This window comes from Chromobacterium sp. Ag138 (assembly GCF_055181315.1).
Map to the genome: position 1 here is coordinate 331,951 of NZ_JBUPWA010000001.1, position 17,592 is coordinate 349,542.

Annotated in this window: 15 protein-coding genes; 8 read left to right on the forward strand and 7 right to left on the reverse strand. The window is 66.8% G+C overall.

What is annotated here, in order from left to right:
* The first annotated feature begins 57 nt into the window (after positions 1 to 57).
* Positions 58 to 1,248, forward strand: a complete 1,191-nt coding sequence (locus ACY3GB_RS01700; RefSeq protein ID WP_463087191.1) for an MFS transporter — start codon at positions 58 to 60, stop codon at positions 1,246 to 1,248.
* Positions 1,249 to 1,310: 62 nt separating this feature from the next.
* Here the strand turns inward: ACY3GB_RS01700 and cynS are convergent, their stop codons facing one another.
* Both cynS and ACY3GB_RS01710 read right to left on the reverse strand, forming a co-directional pair.
* Positions 1,311 to 1,778 carry a cyanase gene (gene cynS / locus ACY3GB_RS01705; protein WP_463087192.1) on the reverse strand — a complete coding sequence of 156 codons (468 nt, stop codon included), beginning with the start codon at positions 1,776 to 1,778 and terminating at the stop codon, positions 1,311 to 1,313.
* A gap of 85 nt (positions 1,779 to 1,863) precedes the next feature.
* Positions 1,864 to 2,523, reverse strand: coding sequence for a carbonic anhydrase (locus tag ACY3GB_RS01710; RefSeq protein WP_463087193.1), 660 nt, complete (start codon positions 2,521 to 2,523; stop codon positions 1,864 to 1,866).
* 109 nt (positions 2,524 to 2,632) lie between these two features.
* Between ACY3GB_RS01710 and cynR the strand changes: the two genes are divergently transcribed.
* Positions 2,633 to 3,520: a transcriptional regulator CynR gene (gene cynR, locus ACY3GB_RS01715; RefSeq protein WP_463087194.1), complete on the forward strand. Its 888-nt coding sequence runs from the start codon at positions 2,633 to 2,635 to the stop codon at positions 3,518 to 3,520.
* Here the strand turns inward: cynR and ACY3GB_RS01720 are convergent.
* Positions 3,510 to 4,430: a LysR family transcriptional regulator gene (locus tag ACY3GB_RS01720; protein WP_463087195.1), complete on the reverse strand. Its 921-nt coding sequence runs from the start codon at positions 4,428 to 4,430 to the stop codon at positions 3,510 to 3,512. The genes cynR and ACY3GB_RS01720 overlap by 11 nt on opposite strands.
* 168 nt (positions 4,431 to 4,598) lie before the next feature.
* Between ACY3GB_RS01720 and ACY3GB_RS01725 the strand changes: the two genes are divergently transcribed.
* Together ACY3GB_RS01725 and ACY3GB_RS01730 are read left to right on the forward strand one after the other, a co-directional pair.
* Positions 4,599 to 5,807 carry a M20 aminoacylase family protein gene (locus tag ACY3GB_RS01725; RefSeq protein ID WP_463087196.1) on the forward strand — a complete coding sequence of 403 codons (1,209 nt, stop codon included), beginning with the start codon at positions 4,599 to 4,601 and terminating at the stop codon, positions 5,805 to 5,807.
* Between the two features lie 13 nt (positions 5,808 to 5,820).
* The gene (locus tag ACY3GB_RS01730) at positions 5,821 to 7,173 is read left to right on the forward strand and encodes a DUF3100 domain-containing protein (RefSeq protein WP_463087197.1); all 1,353 of its coding nucleotides are present in this window, start codon (positions 5,821 to 5,823) and stop codon (positions 7,171 to 7,173) included.
* Positions 7,174 to 7,435: 262 nt separating this feature from the next.
* On the opposite strand, the gene ACY3GB_RS01735 is transcribed toward ACY3GB_RS01730, so the two are convergent.
* The 4 genes from ACY3GB_RS01735 to ACY3GB_RS01750 all read right to left on the reverse strand — a co-directional run bounded on the left by ACY3GB_RS01735 (position 7,436) and on the right by ACY3GB_RS01750 (position 13,246).
* Positions 7,436 to 10,219 carry an alpha/beta fold hydrolase gene (locus ACY3GB_RS01735; RefSeq protein WP_463087198.1) on the reverse strand — a complete coding sequence of 928 codons (2,784 nt, stop codon included), beginning with the start codon at positions 10,217 to 10,219 and terminating at the stop codon, positions 7,436 to 7,438.
* A gap of 74 nt (positions 10,220 to 10,293) precedes the next feature.
* Positions 10,294 to 11,361 (reverse strand): methyltransferase, encoded by a 1,068-nt coding sequence (locus ACY3GB_RS01740; protein WP_463087199.1) that lies wholly within the window; start codon positions 11,359 to 11,361, stop codon positions 10,294 to 10,296.
* Between the two features lie 563 nt (positions 11,362 to 11,924).
* Positions 11,925 to 12,317, reverse strand: coding sequence for a hypothetical protein (locus ACY3GB_RS01745; protein ID WP_463087200.1), 393 nt, complete (start codon positions 12,315 to 12,317; stop codon positions 11,925 to 11,927).
* A gap of 125 nt (positions 12,318 to 12,442) precedes the next feature.
* Positions 12,443 to 13,246 (reverse strand): PAS domain-containing protein, encoded by an 804-nt coding sequence (locus ACY3GB_RS01750; protein ID WP_463087201.1) that lies wholly within the window; start codon positions 13,244 to 13,246, stop codon positions 12,443 to 12,445.
* A 311-nt stretch (positions 13,247 to 13,557) separates the two neighbouring features.
* On the opposite strand from ACY3GB_RS01750, the gene ACY3GB_RS01755 reads away from it, so the two are divergent.
* From ACY3GB_RS01755 to ACY3GB_RS01770, 4 genes are all read left to right on the forward strand, one after another.
* Positions 13,558 to 14,484 carry a 4-hydroxyproline epimerase gene (locus tag ACY3GB_RS01755; RefSeq protein WP_463087202.1) on the forward strand — a complete coding sequence of 309 codons (927 nt, stop codon included), beginning with the start codon at positions 13,558 to 13,560 and terminating at the stop codon, positions 14,482 to 14,484.
* Between the two features lie 55 nt (positions 14,485 to 14,539).
* The gene (locus tag ACY3GB_RS01760; RefSeq protein ID WP_463087203.1) at positions 14,540 to 15,487 is read left to right on the forward strand and encodes a dihydrodipicolinate synthase family protein; all 948 of its coding nucleotides are present in this window, start codon (positions 14,540 to 14,542) and stop codon (positions 15,485 to 15,487) included.
* 56 nt (positions 15,488 to 15,543) lie between these two features.
* On the forward strand, positions 15,544 to 17,118 hold the full coding sequence (locus tag ACY3GB_RS01765; RefSeq protein ID WP_463087204.1) for an aldehyde dehydrogenase (NADP(+)): 1,575 nt from the start codon (positions 15,544 to 15,546) through the stop codon (positions 17,116 to 17,118).
* Positions 17,119 to 17,121: 3 nt separating this feature from the next.
* Positions 17,122 to 17,592: FAD-dependent oxidoreductase (locus ACY3GB_RS01770; RefSeq protein ID WP_463087205.1), on the forward strand; the 471-nt coding region annotated here is incomplete at its 3' end.

Genomic DNA, 17,592 nt, shown 5'->3' on the forward strand with positions numbered 1-17,592 from the left:
GTTGCCTTCTTGAAGCGACCGCCGCACGGGCCGGGATCTGCGCGGAGACCGCTGTCCATGCCCGAAGTCCTGACATTTTCTCAAGCTTACCGCCGCCTGCTGGCCAAGACGGCGGCGTTGTTCCTGTCTTATCTGGCGGTGGCGATGTCGCTGCCGGTCACCTCCATCTATGTGATCGACCAACTGCATTACGGCAACGCGCTGGGCGGGCTGGCGGTGGGCATCACCTTCTTTTCCACCATCCTGACCCGCGGCTACGCCGGGCGCCTGTGCGATCAGCAGGGCGGCAAGGCCTGCATGCGGCGCGGGTTGTACCTATACATGCTGGCCGGCGCGGTTTGCCTGGCTTCGTCCTGGCTGGCCGATCAGCCGGCCCTGGCCTTGGGCGTGCTGTTGTCCGGGCGCTTGCTGCTGGGTCTGGGCGAGAGTCTGGCCATCGTCGGCATGGCGGCCTGGAGCATCGGCCTGATGGGGCCGGCCCATTCCGGCAAGGTGATGTCGCTGGTGGGCATGGGCATGTACGGCGCTTTCGCCGCCGGCGGGCCCTTGGGACTGCTGCTGTTCCAGCAGGCGGGCTTCCAGCCGCTGATGGCTACCTGCGCGTTGCTGCCGCTGGCCGGGTTGCTGCTGATCCGGAGGTTTCCGCGCATCGCGCCGCATGCCGGCCAACGGGAGTCCTTTCTGCGCATCCTGGGGCGCATCGGCAAACCGGGCGCGGCGGTCTTTCTGCAAGGAGTCGGCTTCGCCGGCCTGGGCGCCTTCTTCGCCTTATATTTCTCCAGCCGAGGCTGGGCCTGGGGCAGCCTGGGCCTGACCGGTTTCGGCGTCGGCTTCGTGCTGGTGCGCGTGTTGTGCGGCCACCTGCCGGACCGCATCGGCGGCGCGAAGGTGGCGCTGGCCTCGCTTGCGGTGGAGGCCGTCGGCCAGTGGCTGATCTGGAGCGCGGCCACGCCGGCCGCCGCCCTGCTGGGGGCGCTGCTGACCGGCGTCGGCTGCTCCATGGTGTTTCCGGGCATGGGCGTGGAGGTGATCAAGCGCGTGCCCGCCCATCTGCGCGGCTCCGCGCTGGGCGGCTTCGCGGCTTTCCAGGATTTGGCCTATGGCTTGACCGGGCCGGTGGCGGGCTTGTTCGCCGACGGCTTCGGCTATGGCGCGGTGTTTCTGACCGGGGCCGTGGCGGCCATGCTGGGCATGGCCACGGTGGCGCTGATGCTGGCCGAGCGCGCGCCGGAGCCCGCGCGCGGCTAGCGTCGCCGGCTCAGCCGCCGACGCAATGCCGGCGGCTCGCTCTTGCGGTTCCTTAAGGACAATCAGAACGGCTTGGTCGGCAGGTACTTGCCGTCCAGCGTGATCACCGCGCGTTGGCCGCCGTCCGGGTCTTCCACTTTCTTGATGTCCAGCTTGAAGTTGATCGCGCTGATGATGCCGTCGCCGAATTGCTCATGCACCAGCGCCTTCAGCGTGGTGCCGTAGATCTGCACCATTTCATAGAAGCGGTAGATGGTGGGGTCGGTCGGCACGCCGCCCGGAATGCTGCCGCGCAGCGGGATGGTCTGCAGCAGCGCGGCGGCATCGTCGTCCAGTTCCAGACGGTCCGCCACCAGGCGGGCTGCCGCTTCCGGCAGCGCGTGCTGGCCCAGCAGCGCGGCGGTGGTGTAGGCGATGCTGAGGCCGGTGCCCTGGTTTATCTCCTCGAAGCTCAGGCGCTTGCGCGCCTTGGCGGCGATGATGGCGTCGGTCAGGGCTTGGCGCGGGGCTTGCTGGCATTGGGATTGCATATTGATTCTCCTTGCTTGGGGTGGAGCGCGGCTGGGGACGCCATGAAAGGCCGGGCGCGCCGCCGCGCGGGGGATGGTTTCGGTTTCAGGGTCGGCGGACGGCGTCGTCCAGCATGGCCGCCGTCTGCGGGCAATCCCGCAGCGGCACGAAGCGGCCTTGCTCCGGATCCAGGGCCTGGATGTCGCCGCTGGCGATGTCGTACATCCAGCCGTGCAGGCGCAACCGGCCCTGCCTCAGCGCCAGCGCCACCGCGGGATGGGTGCGCAGGTTGGCCAGTTGGGCGATGACGTTTTCGCGGGCCATGGCACTCACTTTGGCGTCGTGGCCGGCGTGCTCGCCGGCGTCGCTGATCGCCTTGGCGCAGTCGGCGTGGCGCAGCCAGCCGGCGACGGCGGGCATGCCCGTCAGATCCTTGCCGCAGGCGACGGCCGTCATCGCGCCGCAGTCGGAATGGCCGCAGACCACGATGTCGGCCACGCCCAGCGCGGCGACCGCGTATTCCACGGAGGCGGACACGCCTCCCGGCTCCTGGCCGTAGCCGGGCACGATGTTGCCGGCATTGCGGATGACGAACAGTTCGCCCGGTTCGCGCTGGGTCAGCAATTCCGGCACCACCCGGCTGTCGGAGCAGGCGATGAACAGCGTGGCGGGGGATTGCGAGCCGGCGAGCCGGCGGAACAGCTCGGCGCGTTCCGGATAGGCCTCGCGCTGGAATTTGAGGGTGCCGGCGATGATGTCCTGCATGGCGGTTCTCCGTGTGGTGAAACGATGAACGGATGATGCGCCGCTTTTATTATTGGGTCCAAGACTGGTAAATTATGACTTTCATAGGAATAACCAATAGTTTGAATCCATGCTGTTACGACACATCCGCTACTTCCTCGCGGTAGCCGAACATCTCAATTTCACCCGCGCGGCCGAGGCGCTGCATGTCTCCCAGCCAACGCTGTCGCAGCAGATACGCCAGCTGGAAGAGGCGCTGGGCGCGGAGTTGTTCGACCGGGGCGGCCGCCAGCTGCGGCTGACCGACGCCGGCGACGCCTACCGGGTCTACGCCCGCCGCGCGCTGCGGGACCTGGAGGCCGGCAAACGGGCTTTGCACGACGTGGCCTCGTTGCAGCGCGGGCAGCTGCGCCTGGCGATGACCCCTACCTTCGCCGCCTGGCTGGCGGGGCCCTTGCTGGCGCGTTTTCATCAATGCCATCCCGGCATCACGCTGACCGTGCGCGAGATGTCGCAAGAGGCGATGGAGGCCGGGCTGGCCGACGACGCTTTCGATATCGGCATTGGCTTCGCGCCCCCGGGCACGCTGGAAGTGGAGGCGGCACCCTTGCTGGACGAGCGCCTGGCGCTGGTGGCGGGAGAGGCGCACCCGCTGGCGGGGAGGAGGGACGCCTTGTCCCTGGCGGAACTGGAGGCGACGCCGCTGGTTTTGCTGAGCGCGGATTTCATCACGCGCCGCCATGTCGACGACTACTGCCTCCGCCACGGCATCCGGCCCCGGGCGGCGATCGAGGTGAACGGCATGGGCGCGGCGGTGGAGATCATCCGCCACGGCGGATTGGCCGGCATCCTGCCCGCGGCGGTGGCCGCCAGCCAGCCGGGGCTGGCGGTGCTGGCATTGGAGCCGGCCCTGCCGGGGCGGCAGGCCGCGCTGTTGACCAAGCGCGACGGCTATCGCAGCGCCGCCGCCCGCGCCTTCGCGCAACTGGCGCGAGCGTTCGCCGACGCTATACCGTAACGGCGGCGTTGCGGAAGGCCGGCATGGAGCCGGCCAGCATCTCCAGCAGCCTGGCGGCGGCCGGGCTTTGCCGCCGGCCCTGATGGGTGATCAGGTGCACCTCGGCTTGCTGCAGATTGCGTTGTTCGATCGGAATGGCCAGCAACTGGCCGCTTTCCAGCTCGCGGCGGACCGAGAACCACGGCTGCACCGTCGCCGCCTGTCCGGTCAGCGCGTATTCCACCATCACCCGGAAGGAGTTGGTGACGATGGCGGGCTCCAGCTGGCATTGCTCGGCCCTTTCCGCGTCGCGCAGGATCTGCCGCACGCCGAAGCTGACGTCCGGCAGCGCCAGCTTGTGCCGCGCCAGCTCTTCCAGGCCGATGGGGCGCTTCGCCCGCGCCAGCGGGTGGCCGGGCGCGGCCACCGCGTACAGCGGCTGGACCGAGCTGCGATGCACCCTCAGCAAAGGGTTGGGCGCGGTGTAGAACACGATGCCGATGTGCGCCCTGTCTTCCAGCACCGCGCGCACGATGTCGTTGGTGCCCCGGATGTCTATGCCTACCGTGATCTGCGGGTAACGCTGGGAAAACGGGTGGATGGCGTCGATCAGATCGTTGATCACGCCGCCGCCGGTCACCACCGACACATGGCCGCGGTGTATGCCTTTCAGCTCGCGCAGCGCCGTCATCACCGCTTCCTGCTCGCTCAGCTGCTTGCTGTGATAGTCCAGCAGCAGCCGGCCGGCTTCGGTCGGCTGGAAGCCGCGGCGGTGGCGTTCGAACAGCGTGGCGCCCAGCTCCATCTCCAGCTGGCGGATCTGCCGGCTGACCGCGGAGGCGGCGATGTCCATGCGGTCCGCCGCCGCGCGCACGCCGCCCAGCCGGGCCGCTTCGAAGAAGTAGCGGACGCGCTGATCATTGAACTCCATGTTTCATCCTGATTAGTTGTGTTGCCTTAAAGGCAACAAAGAAACCATTCTATGATGTTGGAGAATTGTTTGTCATTTGCTTACAATCGCCGCTCATAATGACAAGGTACTTTCGCGGCTTGATCATTCAGTCCATTGGATTTGGCTGCCGCGAATCGGGAGAAGGGTATGCAGGCAGACAGGCAAGGGCGGTTGGGCGGATTCGCGATGCTGTCCGATGCCGCCGTGCAGGACATGGCGGCATGGCGGCAGGATCTGCACCGCCATCCGGAAACGGCGTTCGACGAGCACCGCACCGCGGGCAAGATCGCCGCTTTGCTGCGCAGCTTCGGGCTGGAGGTGGCGACCGGCATCGGCCGCACCGGCGTGGTGGGCACCTTGCGCGCCGGCGGCGGCGAGCGCTCTATCGGCCTGCGCGCCGACATGGACGCGCTGCATCTGCATGAAGAGGGCGACGCGCCTTACCGCTCGCTGCACGCCGGCCGCATGCATGCCTGCGGCCACGACGGCCACTGCGCGATGCTGCTGGGCGCCGCCAGGCATCTGGCCGAGAGCCGCGCGTTCGACGGCACCGTCCAGTTCATCTTCCAGCCGGCCGAGGAGAACGAGGGCGGCGGCCAGGAAATGTTGGAAGACGGCTTGTTCGAGCGCTTTCCGGTGGACGGCATCTATGGCATGCACAACTGGCCCGGCCTGCCGCTGGGGCAGATGGCCATGCATCCGGGCCCGATGATGATGGCTTTCGACCTGTTCGAGATCCGCTTGCGCGGCCAGGGCGGCCATGCCGCGATGCCGGAGCGCACCCGCGACGTGGTGGCCGCCCAGGCCCAGCTGGTGACGGCGCTGCAGAGCATCGTCAGCCGCAACGTCGATCCGCTGGATTGCGCGGTGCTGTCCGTCACCCAGGTGGAGGCCGGCTCCACCTGGAACATCATCCCCGAGCAGGCGCTGCTGCGCGGCACGGTCCGCTACGTCAATCCCGCGGTGCAGGCGGTGATAGAGAGCCGGATGCGCGCGCTGGTCGACCACATCGCGCTGGCGATGGGCGTGGAGGCGGAGATGGACTACTGGTACCGCTATCCGGCCACCATCAACGCCGAGGCGGAAACCTGGCGGGCGGTCGACGTCGCCGCCGAATTGCTGGGCGAGGCGAACGTGCGCACCAATATGCGGCCGTCGATGGCGTCCGAAGACTTCGCCTTCATGCTGCAGGAGCGTCCCGGCTGTTATGCCTGGCTGGGGGTGGACGGTCCGGCGCCCAGCGCGGGGCTGCACAGCCCGCATTACGATTTCAACGACCAGGCGCTGGCGATAGGCGCGGCGTACTGGATCAAGCTGGTGGAAACCACGTTGGCCCCCGCGGCCGCAAAACAATAACGGGAAGAAAAGCATGGCGCATGCGGGTGTTGGGCAATTGCAGGGCGGCGGGGTGGCCGCGGGCGCGGGATTCAACCGTCTGGCCCACCTGATGGCGATAGGCATCGTGATCGTCGCCGAACTGATTTACGTGCAGAAGTTTTCGGTGGGCAAGGGCAGCGTCATCCTGCTGCCGCTGCTGTACGCCTTCGTGTTGGGCATGATGTGCAACCCGGCTGTCAATCCGCTGGCCGGCCGCTGGGTGAGCCGCGACGTCAGCGCCACTCTGAGCCAGGTGATCATCATCGCGGTGCTGCCGCTGGTGGCCAAGCTGGCCACGCTGCTGGGGCCGCAGTTCCAGGCCATCGTCGCGGCCGGGCCGGTGCTGATCTTCCACGAGCTGGGCAACGTCGCCACCGCGCTGGTGGCGATGCCGGTGGCGGTGCTGCTGTTCCGCATGGGCCGCGAGGCGGTGGGGGCGACGTTTTCCATCGACCGCGAACCCAATATCGCGGTGATCTCCGAGCGCTACGGCCTGCGCAGCCCGGAAGGCATGGGTGCGCTCAGCGTCTACGCGATCGGCACCATGTTCGGCACCATTTTCTTCTCGCTGATCGTACCGGTGGTGCATTCCTGGAACCTGTTCAGCGACAAGGCGCTGGCCATCGCCTGCGGCGTCGGCAGCGGCAGCATGATGGCGGCCTGCGCCGGCACCCTGATCACCGCCTTGCCGGAGCAGAAGGACACGCTGATGGCGCTGGCGGCGGCCAGCAACCTGCTGACCACTACCACCGGCGTGCTGTTCGGCATCTACGTGGCGCTGCCGTTCGCCAACAAGCTGTACGCGCTGCTGAGCCGCCTGCGCGCGCCCAGGCCGCAAGCCGCCATCCGGATGGACGCCGCCGACGCCGAGCTGCTGAAATCGGAAGAGCCCGAGCTGGGCCTGGGCGCTTTCGCCGCCAACCTGCTGATGGCCGGCGCCATCATCGTGCTCAGCCACCTGATCGGCCCCAAGAAGGAACTGGCCGCGGTGCTGCCGGGCGTGGCGATGGTGCTGGGCATCTGTTTCGCCAGCCGCCTGCTCAATCGCTGGCTGCCGCTGAAGATCCCCACCCTGATCTGGCTGTCCATCCTGGGCGTGCTGGCCAGCCTGCCGGGCTTGCCAGGCGGCGAGTGGCGCAACCAGTGCTTCAGCCAGGTGGACGTGCTGGCCTGCGCGACGCTGGTGCTGGCTTATGCCGGCCTGGCTGTGACCCGGCGCGAAGCGGCCATCTTCAAGCGCGACGGCCTGCGTCTGCTGGTGATCGCCATCCTGGTGTTCAGCGGCACCTTCCTGGGATCGGCCCTGGTCAGCGACATCCTGTTTTCATTGAAATTTGGACATTGATTGCCAAGTAATCGGCATAAAAGTCAGTAAAGTTGCCAAATTTAATGTAATTGCTTTGTAAATAATCAAGCTTTTCTTAATAAAAATTAAGTCAAGCAAGCTTGCCAGAGAATGCCTATGTGCTAAATTGTTATTAATTGAATGATCGTGTTCGTGACATTCAACCATCTACCCCTTTGCGGCCGCCTTGCGCGGCCTTTTTTCTGTCCTGCCGTCTGGATTGAAGGGAGGGCGGCCTCCGCTGACGCCGCTCCCTTCCGGATCACAGACCACTCAACGCGCGGTCGAGCTCCTGCCTCAGCGCGGCTTGGAAGCCGGCCACGTGTCGTGTGTCCAGCATGGTGTTATGTTCGCCGTCCACCTCGATATAGCGATTCGGCTCGCGGGAGAAGTCGTCCCAGCGCCTGAGCTCGTTGCTCAGCCAGTCGGCCTTGTTTCCGTACAGCGGGTGGGCGTAGAACACGCTCAGCGAGCGGACATTGCCGCTGGGTTGATAGCGGCTCCCCATCGACGTGAGCGAGTGGGCAAGCAGCGACCAGGCGGTGAATTTTTCCAGATCAAGGTCCAGCTCGGCCAAGCGTTCAGGCGGCGCGCGCGCTATCAGCCAGCGGCGGAAATCCTGGTCGGGCAGCGCGCGCAGCTTGTCTGGCAGCTCGTCCGCCTGCTTGCGGTCGATCAGCGACAGGAAGAAGGCGAGGTGGACCGCTCCCTTGACCGGATCGAACTCGCTCATCCGGTGGCGGATGTGCGGCGGCAGATTGAAGATCCCGACAAAATCCACCCGTTCGCCGGCGGCTTCCAGCGCCTTTGCGATCTCGAAAGCGACCGCGCCGCCATAGGAGTAGCCGGCGACTGCGTAAGGGCCGCGCGCCTGCCGCTTGCGGATGGCGGCGACATAGGTGGCCACCATGTCGTTGAAGTCGGTGAAATGGCTTTCGCCGTCGTTGAAGCCCCGCGCCCGCAGCGCGTAAAAAGGGCGCTCGTTGACGAAATATTGCGCCAGGCTGACGAAAACCAGAACTTCGCCGACTCCAGGGTGCACGCAGAACAGCGGGGTTTTGGCGCCGCTGGCTTGCAGCGTGACGATGGGATCATAGCTGCCGGTTTCGCCGCGCTCATCGCGGGCATCCAGCCGCGCCGCCAGTTCCCGAACGGTGGGATGGGTCAAGATGGCCAGCACGGGCAAGGCGCCGTTGTCGAAGCGTTGCTCAAGCATGTGCTTGAGCTTCAAGATGTCCAGAGAGCTGCCGCCCAGGTCGAAAAAGCTGCTGTTTGCGCCTATGGTGTCGCGAGGCAGGCTGAACATGTCCGCGAAGATGGCGGCGACGGTCTGCTCAGTTTCGTCCTCGGCTGGTTGTAGCTTGCCGAAGTAATGCGCGGCCACATCCCTGGCATGGCGGATATGCGCGTCCAGCGCGCCTTCTTCCAGGCGGCGGCGCAGCAGCGCGCGCTGGATCTTGCCCAAGCTGGTTTTGGGAAAGGCCTCCTTGGGCAACGGGAGCGCCAGCGCGGGCCGGAAGCCCCAAAGCAGCAGCGTGGTGTTGCGGATGGCGATCATCGTTTGATGCAGGCGAAGCCCATTCTCAATGGGGAAGGATGGGGAGAAGGCCAGCACCAGCTGCTCGGTTTCGGCTCCGAGCGGGCGCGTGGGGAAGGCGGCGATGAACAGCTTTTCCACGCCGTCCAGCTGCGAGATGGCAAGCTCCAATTCCTGGCTGAAGTAATTGACGCCGCTGACGATGATGCTGTCTTTGCTGCGGCCGACCAGGCGCAGCTTGCCGTCGATCAGTTGGCCGATGTCTCCGCTGCGGAACCAGCCGTCGCGGGAGAAGGCCGCGCGCGTCGCATCGGGGTTGTTGTAGTAGCCCCGGAAAACCATGGGGCCGCGCAATTGCAGCTCCCCGGCCTGTCCGTCGGGAAGCGGTTGATCGGCTTCGTCGACGATGCGCAACTCCATTCCCCGGACTGGGGTGCCCAGAGCCGCGAGCTCGAAACCGGCGTCCTCCGCGGGAAAACTGTGGGAGAACACCGATCCTGCGCAAGTTTCGGTCATGCCGAATGCAGGGGATATCGCCGTGGCGGCTAGGCCATGCGGCGCCAGCAGGCGCAGGAAATGGCTTGCCGTTTCCACCACTACCGCCTCGCCGCCGGAGATGATGCGGCGAAGGCGGGATAGATCGAAGGCTGGCAGCGGAGGGCGGGCCTGGAGGAGAGCGCGGTTGATTTCTCCGAACAGGAAGTTGGGCGTGAAGGTGAGGGTGGCGCGTTGTTCGCTCAACAGATGCAGGAAGGTCAACGGGCTGCTGAGAATATGCTCGGCGTCGACATGCGTCTGGCTCATGGCGGCATGCGCCGGCAGCAGCACCGCCTCGATCAGCGCGGCGACGTGATCGAAGGAAATCCAGTTGAAGCCGATGTCGTCGGACGTCAGGCCCAGGCTTTCCGTTTTGGCCGCCAGGCTGGACAGCAGATTGGCGTGGCTGAGGATGACGGCCTTGGCGTTGCCGGTGGAACCCGAGGTCAGGACCAGAACGGCGGGCGCGTCGGATGATGGGGTCTGGATCTTGCCCGCGGCTTCGTTTTGCAGCAGTTGGTCGAACTCCAGCGTGTCCAGGCCATGGGTGTGCAAGCCGGCGGGCGTCTTGACCATCAGCGCGGGGTGTTCCAGCAGCCGGTCTATATGGCCCAGGTGTTTTTCCCAGCGCTCCGGATCGTTCCTGATGGGGGCCAGCGGGCAAGGCACATAGCCGCCCAGCGCGCAGGCCCAGAATGCCGGAATGAAATCTCGGGCTTGCTCCAGCAGCAGCGCAATGCGGCTGCCGGGTTCCAGGCGGTTGGCCTGCAGGCCCGCCAGCAGGCGCAGCGAGGCATCGAGCAGCGCGGGATAACTGATTTCCTCCGGGCCGCGCCGGGGATCCGAGATCAGCCGCAGACCGTGCGCGGGCTGCGCGCAGGCGGCGCGCGTCAGCAATTCGCCGATGTGGGTCGGGGTGGCTTGTTCCGTCTCGCGGGCGGAGCGCGGCACCGGGGCAAGTGAGGCATTCATGTTCAACTCCTCGACACGATGGGCAAAATGGCTGTCAGACCCGCGAGGGCGGGGCGGAGCTGGTCTGGCCGGGGTCAGCGCCTGACGCTTTCGATCAGGCTTAATGGTCCCGCGGTGGGCAGGATGCGGGTTGGTCGAAGGCCGCTGGCGAGGTGAAGGCGCTGGAAGTCTTCCTGCGTGCGTTCCCGCCCGCCGGGATAGTTGACCAGCATGTGCAGATCGAGCAGCTTGGAAAAATGAGGTTCGTTAGGCGGCGCCAGTATCATTTCAGCCAGCAGCAGCTTGCTGTCCGGCCGCATTGCCGCGGCGCAGTTGGACAGGAAGCGCAGCGCGTGTTCGTCGTCCCAGTCATGAACGATGTGCTTCATGATGTAGAGATCGCCGCCGGGGACCACGAACTCCAGCGCGTCGGCGATGACGACTTCAGTCCGCTCGGCCAGGCCGCGCTCGGCTAGCAGGCGGCGCGCGGCCTCCGCCGCATGCGGCAGCTCCTGCAGGATGCCGCGCGCCGACGGCGCGGCCGCGAGGATTTCGGCCAGCAGCAGGCCGCGTCCGCCGCCGACATCGACGATGAGCCCGGCGTCGGGGAAGTCGTAGGCGCCAACCAGCGCCGGAGCCTCCTGTTCGCTCAGATTGACCATGGCGCTGTCTACGATTTCGGCGGCGTCAGGGTGTTCTCCGATGTATTCGAACAGCGTTTGGCCGGTGAGGTGATGGAAGGCGCTCCGACCGGTTCTGACGCTGTAGAGCATGTGGCCCCAGGCGCGCCAGATCGCGTCGATGCCCATCTGCCGGACCAGGCTGTGCAGGGAGCCGGGAATATCGCTGCGCAAGGTTTCACTGAGCGGGGTGTTGCGAAATCGCCGGCCTTCGCTTTCGTGGAACAGGCCTGCGCAGCCCAGAGTCTGCAGCAGGCGGTACAAGGCATCCGGCTGCGCGCCGCAGGCGGCGGCCAGTTCGTCGACCGACTGTTCTTTTTCGACCAGGCGATCCGCCAGGCCCAGCTCGGCGGCCACCACGATGGCTTGGGATAGCCAGGCGCCGGTCACCAGCCGCCTCATCGTCTGCTGCGCCTGGGCGGTATCGTTGGACTTTGGGGCGGTGTTGACCGGCGAACCGGCTGCAACAGCTGTTTGATACATGATTTCCCTCCTGCACCGAAGTCTTCCGGCTGGACGGCGAACGCGCTTTCCGCAATGGAAACGCAAGCGCTTGGACCGGTGATGAGTGGGCGGCGCGCAGATGGCAACGATATTTGTAAACAACGCCTAACAAATTGTTTACAAGCCATTATCATCTGCCGGCTGGACGCTCATGAAACCTGTACTTTTGATAAGGTATTGATATTTAAGTGTTTTTACCGATATTGCGGCAGGGCGCGCGCGGCAGGATGGGCGGGGAGGAACGTCATGGAAGCCGGCAGCGTTCTTGGATGCGCCCAGCTGACAGCATGATCCGGCGGCAAGACTGCCGGAGGCGGCTGCTGCGTGTCGACGCGCCGATCTCCGTCACCGGGTTGGCGGAGAAACTGGGCGTGCGGCGGGCGATGGCGCAGCATCGCATCGCCAGGCTGGAAGAGAGCGGGGTGGTCGTCGGCTATACGGCGACGGTGAAGCCGGAGTTGGCAGCCAGGCGCATCCGGGGCTGGATGCGCATCCAGCGAAACCAGCATTCCGCTGTCCACGCGCAAGGCCTGGCGGCCGATTTACTTGGCCTGCGGCTTTTCCTGGTAGCAGGTGGTTTCCAGCAGGGTGGGCAACAGCTTGTCGGCGGCGTCGCGGCCCAGCGCGAATTGCACCTTGCCGGTGTTGATCACGGCTCGGACTACCGGGGCGCTGACGGGCACGTCGTTGATCACCACCACCATGCTTTGATTCAGGAAGTCGCCGGTGGCCTGCTGCAGGCGCGCGGCGGCTGGCTTGTTGAGCGTGGCGCTCAGGGAGAGGTTGTCGCGCTGGATGTTCAGGCTGCTTTCGGTGAAATCGCAGGCGGAATCCAGACGCAGGATGTTGCCGGTGATGACGGGTTTGCTTGGCGCATCGGCCATGGCCGCGGCGGAAACCAGCAGCGAGGCGGCGGCGGGCAGGAGAAACTTCATCAAACGCTCCATGTTCAGGATGTGGCTCATCGCATTATGACCGAGGCCGCCGCCAGAGGTTGCGTGGACTGGCTGCCAGGCCCACGGCCGCGACAAACGCAGCCGGTCTCAGAACCCCGCGTTGGCTATTCGGCATCCGAAGCCGGCCCGGCATCGCTTCTGCCCAGCTGCTGGCGGTACTGGCGCGGGGTGAGGCCGGTCAAGGCCTTGAACTGCCGGCTGAAGGCGCTGTGATCGGCATAGCCGCAGCGCAGCGCCACTTCTGTGATGGCCATGTCCTCATGCAGCAGCCGGTGCGCGTGCTCCAGCCGGGCCTTGTGTATCATCTGCCGCGGCGACAGGTGGAACACCTTTTTGCAGTAGCGCTCCAGCTGGGCGGCGGACATGCCGGCGATGCCGGTGAGCTCCGCCATGGTGACCGGTTGGCTGAAGTTGCGGCGGATGAACTCGTCCACCGCCACCAGGCGTTTGTACGCCGGGTGGGTCTTGCTGGCCGCTTGCAGGTCCAGCGAAATGCCGATCAGGCCGATGATTTCGTCTTGCCGGTCGCGCAACGGCCATTTGTAGGTCAGGCACCAGCCCGGCTCCCGGTTCTTGAACAGATGCAGTTCCAGCTGGCTTTCCAGCACCAGTCCGTCTTGCAGCACCTTCAGATCCTGCGCCGTATACGCCGGCCCCAGCTGGGCTGGAAACACTTCCGCGCTGGTCTTGCCCAGCAGCGGCCGCAAATCCTTCAGCCCGCAGCGCTGCACCAGCGTCTGGTTGGCGCAGAGATAGCGCGCCTGCCTGTCCTTGATGAAGATGGCCGCATTGGGGATCAGGTCCAGCACCGGCAACAGCGGGGCGATGCCCGCCAGCAGCTGGTCTATCGTCGCCGGGCGGATTTCGTCCCGCCAGCGGGCGATTTTTTCCACGGTCTCGCTCGTCATCCCTCCCGCCTTTCTTGGCGCGCCAAGCGCCGCGCCTGACCGTCGGCGTCCATCGCCGCCTCGCCATCCCGAATGCTCTGCCGCCTGGCCAAGCATCAAGCCTATCCCGCTCGCCAAGCCCTCTGAAACGCAAACTATGCCGATTTCGTCATCGCAACTGATGATAACCATCAAGATTGTCGGCGACAACGCCGCCATGCTAGCGGGGTGGAAGCGAATACCGACGCGGCGCGGAGATTCAATGGAATCAACGGCCTGCGAGATGACGGCGCGGTCGGCCGGACTGGATGGGTTTGAAAATGGACAAGCGAATGAAACAGGTGGAGATCATCGATTCCCACACCGGGGGCGAACCCACCCGGCTGGTGCTGAGCGGATTTCCCGCGCTGGCGGGGGCCTCCATGGCGGACAAGCGCGATGCGTTGCGCGAACTGCACGACCAATGGCGCCGCGCCTGCCTGTTGGAGCCGCGCGGCAGCGATGTGCTGGTGGGGGCGCTGTATTGCGAGCCGGTTTCGCCCGACGCCGCCTGCGGGGTGATCTTCTTCAACAACACCGGCTACATCGGCATGTGCGGCCACGGCACCATAGGCCTGATCGCCTCCTTGCATTACCTGGGGCGCATCGCGCCCGGCACCCACAAGATCGACACCCCGGTGGGGCCGGTGGACGCCGTCTTGCATGAGGATGGCGCGGTGACGCTGCGCAATGTGCCGGCTTATCGCTACCGCCGGCAGGTATCGGTAGCGGTGCCCGGGCATGGAACGGTGGCCGGCGACATCGCCTGGGGCGGCAATTGGTTTTTTCTGATGGCCGAGCACGGCCTGAGCGTGCGGCTGGACAATGTCGAGGCGCTGAGCGCGTTCAGCTGCGCCACGATGCAGGCGCTGGAGGCGCAGGGCGTCACCGGCGCCGACGGCGCGCGCATCGATCATGTGGAGCTGTTCGCCGACGACCAACACGCCGACAGCCGCAACTTCGTCATGTGCCCCGGCAAGGCTTACGACCGTTCCCCCTGCGGCACCGGCACCAGCGCCAAGCTGGCCTGCCTGGCCGCCGACGGCACGCTGGCTGAAGGCGAAGAGTGGGTGCAGGCCGGCATCACCGGCAGCCGTTTCATCGGCCGTTACCAGCGCGAAGGCGATTTCATCCGCCCCTACATCACCGGCCGCGCCCACATCACGGCGCGCGCCACATTGCTGATCGACGAGCAAGACCCCTTCGCGTGGGGCATCTGAGCCCGCGCCTCTCGTTACCTTTACCACCTGAATGAATGCCGCAAGGAGCAAGACAATGAGCGATAACATTTTCACCGGTTGCATCCCGGCGCTGATGACCCCGTGCACCGCCGATCGCCAGCCGGATTTCGACGCGCTGGTGGCCAAGGGCAAGGAGCTGGTATCCCTGGGCATGAGCGCCGTGGTGTACTGCGGCTCGATGGGCGACTGGCCGCTGCTGAGCGAAGCCCAGCGCCAGGAGGGCGTGGCGCGGCTGGCGGCCGCCGGCGTGCCGACCATCGTGGGCACCGGCGCCGTCAACACCCGCGAGGCGGTTTCCCATGCCGCCCACGCCGCCCGGGTGGGGGCGCATGGCTTGATGGTGATCCCGCGCGTGCTGTCGCGCGGCGCGTCGCCGGCCGCGCAAAAGGCGCATTTCTCGGCCATTCTGGCCGCCGCGCCCAAGCTGCCGGCGGTGATCTACAACAGCCCCTACTATGGCTTCGCCACCCGCGCCGACCTGTTCTTCGAGCTGCGCCGCGCCTATCCCAATCTGATCGGCTTCAAGGAGTTCGGCGGCGCCGCCGACCTGCGCTACGCCGCCGAGCACATCACCTCCCAGGATGACGAAGTCACGCTGATGGTGGGGGTGGACACCCAGGTGGTGCACGGCTTCGTCAATTGCAACGCCACCGGCGCCATCACCGGCATCGGCAACGCGCTGCCGCGCGAAGTGCTGCATCTGGTGGCATTGAGCCGGGCGGCGGCCATGGGCGACGCCGTGGCCCGCCGCCGCGCTGGCGAGCTGGAATCGGCGCTGGCCGTGCTGTCTTCCTTCGACGAGGGCTGCGACTTGGTGCTGTATTACAAGCACCTGATGGTGCTGAACGGCGACAAGGAATACGCGCTGCATTTCAACGAGAGCGACGCGCTGAGCGCCGCCCAGCGCCGTTATGCCGAAACCCAGTACGCGCTGTTCCGCGAGTGGTACCGCAACTGGTCGGCCGAGCAGAACGTCGCCTGACATCCCATCCCCGCCGCGCCATTGCGGCGCGGCCAGCCCCTTATTGCGCAGGAAACATGATGAATCTGACAGGCAAGATGCTCATCGGCGGGCAGGCCGTCGTAGGCCGCCGCGAGGTGATCCGGGCGATAGACCCGTCCACCGATCAAGCACTGGAGCCGGACTACCCCGGCGCGGACCGCGAACAGGTGGAGCAGGCCTGCGCCTTGGCCTGGGAGGCGTTTGACGCCTACCGCGAAACCGCGCCGGAAACGCGGGCGCGCTTTCTCGAAACCATCGCCGACGAGATCGAAGCGTTGGGCGATGCGCTGATAGAACGCGCGATGGCTGAAACCGGCCTGCCGCGCGCCCGCTTGCAGGGCGAGCGCGGCCGCGCCTGCGGCCAGCTGCGGCTGTTCGCCCGCACGCTGCGGGCCGGCGAGTGGCAGGACGCGAGGGTAGACCCCGTCTTGCCGCAGCGCCAGCCGCTGCCGCGCGCCGACCTGCGCCAGCGCCAGGTGGCGCTGGGACCGGTGGCGGTGTTCGGCGCCAGCAATTTCCCCTTGGCTTTCTCAGTGGCTGGCGGCGATACCGCTTCCGCGCTGGCGGCCGGCTGCCCGGTCATCGTCAAGGCCCACAGCGCCCATCCCGGCGTCAGCGAGCTGGCTGGGCGGGCCATCGCGCGGGCGGCGGAAAAATGCGGACTGCCGGCCGGCGTGTTCGCGCTGCTGTTCGGCGAAGGCCGCGAGGCGGGGCAGGCGCTGGTGGCCGATCCGCGCGTCAAGGCGGTAGGCTTCACCGGCTCGCGCGGCGGCGGCCTGGCCTTGTGCCGGCTGGCGCAAAGCCGGCCGGAGCCGATTCCGGTGTTTGCGGAAATGAGCTCCACCAATCCGGTGTTTCTGCTGCCGGCGGCGCTGCGGGCGCGCGGCGAGGCGCTGGCGCAGGGTTTCGTCGGCTCGCTGACGCTGGGCGCGGGACAGTTCTGCACCAATCCCGGCTTGATCATCGCCGAGCAGGGCCCGGCGTTGGACGGCTTCATCGCCGCCTCGTCCGCGCTGCTGCGGCAGAGCCCGGCGCAAACCATGCTGACGCCCGGCATCTTCCGCGCTTACCAGGCCGGCGTGGACGCGCTGTCCGGCCATGCCCGGCAATTGGTGGCTGGCCTGCCGGCTACTGGGCCCAACCAGTGCCAGGCCCAACTGTGGCTGGCCGACGCCGGGGACTACCTGGCCAAGCCGGCGTTGCGGGCCGAAGTGTTCGGCGCCGCCGCCTTGATCGTGCGATGCCGGGACGCGGGGGCGTTCCGCCAACTTGCCGAGCAGCTGGAAGGCCAGCTCACCGCCACGCTGCAATTGGACGAAGGCGATCTGGACCTGGCCCACGCGCTGCTGCCCACGCTGGAGCGCAAGGCCGGCCGCATTCTGGCGAACGGCTGGCCCACCGGCGTGGAAGTGTGCGACGCCATGGTGCATGGCGGGCCGTACCCGGCCACCTCGGACGCGCGCGCCACCTCGGTGGGCACGGCGGCCATCCAGCGCTTTCTGCGGCCGGTCTGCTACCAGGACTTCCCGGACGCGCTGCTGCCGCAGGCATTGCAACAGGCCAACCCGCTGGCGCTGCGCCGCCTGCTGGATGGCGGGCGGGAGGGCTGAGCCATGGCGCCCGCTCTCGCGCCCGGCGCAGCCGTCATCGTGGTGGGCGCCGGCGTGGTCGGCATCGCCGCCGCCTTGCAGCTGCGCTTGGCGGGTTTCGAGGTGACGCTGCTGGACCGCGGCGAGCCAGCAATGGAAACCAGCTACGGCAACGCCGGGGCTTTCGCCGTCAGCGACGTGATTCCGTTGGCCGAACCCGGCGTGCTGCGCAAGGTGCCCGGCTGGATGCTGGACCCGCTGGGGCCGCTGGCCCTGCGCTGGCGCTACCTGCCCACGCTGGCGCCCTGGCTGCTGCGCTTCCTGGCCGCCAGCCGGCCGCGCCGCGTGGCGGAGCTGACGCAGGCGCTGGCCGCGCTGCTGGGCCGGGTCAACGACGACTACGCCGGGCTGATCGCCCAAGCCGGTCTTGGCCACCTCTGGCGGCGGCACGGCAACCTGACGCTGTACCGCAGCCGGGAGGAGTTCGACGCCGCC

What these genes read in the sequence shown, in the direction of transcription:
- ACY3GB_RS01725 (WP_463087196.1), top strand. Translation starts at nt 4,599, where the DNA reads ATGCAGGCAGACAGGCAAGGGCGGTTGGGCGGATTCGCGATGCTGTCC.
- ACY3GB_RS01745 (WP_463087200.1), bottom strand. Translation starts at nt 12,317, where the DNA reads ATGAAGTTTCTCCTGCCCGCCGCCGCCTCGCTGCTGGTTTCCGCCGCG.
- ACY3GB_RS01740 (WP_463087199.1), bottom strand. Translation starts at nt 11,361, where the DNA reads ATGTATCAAACAGCTGTTGCAGCCGGTTCGCCGGTCAACACCGCCCCA.
- ACY3GB_RS01700 (WP_463087191.1), top strand. Translation starts at nt 58, where the DNA reads ATGCCCGAAGTCCTGACATTTTCTCAAGCTTACCGCCGCCTGCTGGCC.
- ACY3GB_RS01760 (WP_463087203.1), top strand. Translation starts at nt 14,540, where the DNA reads ATGAGCGATAACATTTTCACCGGTTGCATCCCGGCGCTGATGACCCCG.
- ACY3GB_RS01750 (WP_463087201.1), bottom strand. Translation starts at nt 13,246, where the DNA reads ATGACGAGCGAGACCGTGGAAAAAATCGCCCGCTGGCGGGACGAAATC.
- ACY3GB_RS01710 (WP_463087193.1), bottom strand. Translation starts at nt 2,523, where the DNA reads ATGCAGGACATCATCGCCGGCACCCTCAAATTCCAGCGCGAGGCCTAT.
- ACY3GB_RS01720 (WP_463087195.1), bottom strand. Translation starts at nt 4,430, where the DNA reads ATGGAGTTCAATGATCAGCGCGTCCGCTACTTCTTCGAAGCGGCCCGG.
- ACY3GB_RS01755 (WP_463087202.1), top strand. Translation starts at nt 13,558, where the DNA reads ATGAAACAGGTGGAGATCATCGATTCCCACACCGGGGGCGAACCCACC.
- ACY3GB_RS01730 (WP_463087197.1), top strand. Translation starts at nt 5,821, where the DNA reads ATGGCGCATGCGGGTGTTGGGCAATTGCAGGGCGGCGGGGTGGCCGCG.
- ACY3GB_RS01735 (WP_463087198.1), bottom strand. Translation starts at nt 10,219, where the DNA reads ATGAATGCCTCACTTGCCCCGGTGCCGCGCTCCGCCCGCGAGACGGAA.
- cynR (WP_463087194.1), top strand. Translation starts at nt 2,633, where the DNA reads ATGCTGTTACGACACATCCGCTACTTCCTCGCGGTAGCCGAACATCTC.
- ACY3GB_RS01765 (WP_463087204.1), top strand. Translation starts at nt 15,544, where the DNA reads ATGATGAATCTGACAGGCAAGATGCTCATCGGCGGGCAGGCCGTCGTA.
- cynS (WP_463087192.1), bottom strand. Translation starts at nt 1,778, where the DNA reads ATGCAATCCCAATGCCAGCAAGCCCCGCGCCAAGCCCTGACCGACGCC.